The 2,797-nt window shown below is 66.2% G+C and carries 3 protein-coding genes; 1 reads left to right on the top strand and 2 read right to left on the bottom strand.

The window, feature by feature from the left end; all coding sequences use genetic code 11:
• The first annotated feature begins 204 nt into the window (after positions 1–204).
• Positions 205–1,638 carry an argininosuccinate lyase gene (gene argH, locus FKP22_RS26340; RefSeq protein ID WP_141290855.1) on the top strand — a complete coding sequence of 478 codons (1,434 nt, stop codon included), beginning with the start codon at positions 205–207 and terminating at the stop codon, positions 1,636–1,638.
• Between the two features lie 55 nt (positions 1,639–1,693).
• Here argH and FKP22_RS26335 read toward each other — a convergent pair whose 3' ends face one another.
• Together FKP22_RS26335 and FKP22_RS32800 are read right to left on the bottom strand one after the other, a co-directional pair.
• Positions 1,694–2,194: a hypothetical protein gene (locus FKP22_RS26335; protein WP_141290853.1), complete on the bottom strand. Its 501-nt coding sequence runs from the start codon at positions 2,192–2,194 to the stop codon at positions 1,694–1,696.
• A 287-nt stretch (positions 2,195–2,481) separates the two neighbouring features.
• A partial coding sequence (locus FKP22_RS32800; protein WP_170201102.1) for a DUF5666 domain-containing protein occupies positions 2,482–2,797 on the bottom strand: 316 nt, incomplete at its 5' end.

The following is a 2,797-nucleotide window of genomic DNA, read 5'->3' as shown; positions in this document are numbered from 1 at the left end:
TCTGGTGCGGTGACGACCTCGCGCAGGTCGTCGAACAGCGTGCTGGTGCCGGTTTCAGAGCGTTTTGCCACGGCGGTCATTCTCGGCCAAGTCGCCCCCGGGGCCATGCCCGCTCGTCCGCGCCAGGGCACCGCCTAAAATGCTCGGCTTCCCTCCCCACTCTGCCGCAGCGGCGCCCTCTCGGCCGCGGCGGCCTGCTGCCCGATGAGCTCCAACCAACTCGACAAGAAATCCCAGGCCTGGTCCGCGCTCTTCTCAGAGCCGATGAGCGAGCTGGTGAAGCGCTACACCTCCAGCGTCTTCTTCGACAAGCGCCTGTGGGCGGCCGACATCGAAGGCAGCCTGGCCCATGCCGGCATGCTGGCCGCGCAAGGCATCATAGGCGCGCAGGACCTGGCCGACATCCAGCGCGGCATGGCGCAGATCAAAGGCGAGATCGAGGCCGGCCAGTTCGAGTGGAAGCTGGAGCTGGAAGACGTGCACCTCAACATCGAGGCCCGCCTGACCCAGTTGGTGGGCGACGCCGGCAAGCGCCTGCACACCGGCCGCTCGCGCAACGATCAGGTCGCCACTGACGTGCGCCTCTGGCTGCGCAGCGAGATCGACCAGATTGGCGAGCTGCTGGCCGACATGCAGCGCGCGCTGGTCAGCGTGGCGGCCGACCACACCGAAACCGTGATGCCAGGCTTCACGCACATGCAGGTGGCGCAGCCGGTGAGCTTTGCGCACCACCTGCTGGCCTATGTGGAAATGTTCGCCCGCGATGCCGAACGCCTGACGGACTTGCGCAAGCGCGTGAACCGCCTGCCGCTGGGCGCCGCCGCGCTGGCGGGCACCAGCTACCCGCTGGACCGTGAGGCAGTGGCGAAGTCGTTGGGCTTTGACGGTGTCTGCCAGAACAGCCTGGACGCCGTGAGCGACCGTGACTTCGCGATCGAGTTCAGCGGCTTTGCCGCGCTGGTGATGATCCACGTCTCGCGCATGGCCGAGGAGATCGTGCTGTGGATGAGCCAGAACTTCGGCTTCATCGACCTGTCGGACCGGTATTGCACCGGCTCGTCCATCATGCCGCAGAAGCGCAACCCGGACGTGGCCGAGCTGGCGCGTGGCAAGAGCGGCCGCGTGGTCGGCCACCTGATGGGCCTGATCACCTTGATGAAGGGCCAGCCGCTGACCTACAACAAGGACAACCAGGAAGACAAGGAGCCGCTGTTCGACACCGTGGACACGGTCAAGGACACGCTGCGCATCATGGCCGAGATGGTGGGCGGCGAAGTGGCGGCCGACGGTTCACGCAGTGGCGGCCTGAAGGTCAAGGCCGATGCGATGGAGCGCGCCGCGCTGCGCGGCTATGCCACGGCGACCGACCTGGCCGACTACCTGGTCAAGAAGGGCTTGCCGTTCCGCGACGCACACGAGGTCGTGGCGCATGCCGTGAAGGAAGGCCTGAAGCAGGGTGTGGACCTGGCCGAGTTGCCACTGGCCACGCTGCAGGGCTTTGATGCCCGCATCACCGACGATGTGTTCTCGGTGCTGACGCTGCGCGGCTCGCTGAATGCCCGCAATGTGCTGGGCGGCACCGCGCCGGTGCAGGCGCTGGCGCAGATTGCGCGTCACCAGGCCCGCCTGGGTCGGTGACAAAAAGGGAGAGTGGCCCTGGCTCCGCCGAACCTGGCCACTCATTCCCAGATGCTCAAGGCTTGGTCACGGTGAAGTAGAAGCCGGACTTGGCCGACAGCGTGCCGGCCATCGGCACGACTTCGCCGTTTTCGTTCAGCCCATAGCAGTCGACCGAGAAGCGGCCGGCGACGATTTCGCCGTTGTAGTCGGTCGAGGACGGCAGCTCGAACTGGTACTTGTGCGAGCCGATCTTGGTCAGCTGCGAACCTTCGACCGAGATGTACTGGCTCACCGAGCCGGACACCGGGACCACCATGTCCACATGGAAGACCTTCAGGTCGTGCTGGGCCTCGGGCTTGAAGGTGATTTCCACCCGCGTGCCGAGGATCTGCTGGCCGGTCAGCGGGATGAACTTGCCCTTCTTGTTGGTGTAGCCCATCTGGCCGTAGTCCAGGGCCTTGTCCACATACGGGTGATAGAAGACTTCCACGGTGTCGGCCGCCAGGGCCGAGCCAGCGGCCCAGAAGCCCATGGCAGCCGCCAGCGCGGCCTTTTTCCAGAAAGAGAGAGACATGCGAATGACTTTCGAAAAGAGGAACAGGAAAGAAACGAAGAGAGGGAAGGAAGCGCGCATCCATTCACCGGATGCCGGGTTGAAGAGGCGTCAGTGCATCGATGCGGGGCCCTCCGGTTGAGGGGTTGAAGAAAGCGCGAGGCAGCCGGCCGTCTGCCGCGCGGACATGGCTCCGCCTGCGGCGCTGTCCGATTCTGAAAACCGGGCGCCCGAGGCGAAGAAAGGGAACAGGGGGAAGCGGCGCGCGCTTCAGGCCTGGGCTGTCGCCAGGCCCGGCGCGCCGGGTGTCATGGGTCGAACTTCAGGCCCTGGGCGACCAGGCTGGTGCCGTCCAGCGACAAGGTGCCGCGCACCTCGATGCGCACGCCGTTGGCCAGCGCCGATTCGGTGCCCTGGCTGAGCACCGTGTCGGCAAACGAAACCGGCGTGCCCAGCAGCGTGAAGCGCTGCGCTGCCAGGTCCAGCGCCGAGAGCTGGCCCACCAGGCTGAAGTTCTGCTTGTTGACCCGGTCGCCATCCTCGGCCACCGGCCTCACCGTCAGCGTATTGGCCTGCACCACGCCGCCGCTGGCGCTGCCTTCAACCCGCACGCGCAGGCCCGTC

The organism is Ideonella azotifigens (assembly GCF_006519715.1).
GTDB classification, from domain to species: Bacteria; Pseudomonadota; Gammaproteobacteria; order Burkholderiales; family Burkholderiaceae_C; genus Ideonella; species Ideonella azotifigens.
This window is presented reverse-complemented; position numbering and strand designations above follow the sequence as displayed.

Excerpts from the sequence above, each read along its gene's own strand:
- argH (WP_141290855.1), top strand. The coding sequence starts at position 205 with ATGAGCTCCAACCAACTCGACAAGAAATCCCAGGCCTGGTCCGCGCTC.
- FKP22_RS26335 (WP_141290853.1), bottom strand. The coding sequence starts at position 2,194 with ATGTCTCTCTCTTTCTGGAAAAAGGCCGCGCTGGCGGCTGCCATGGGC.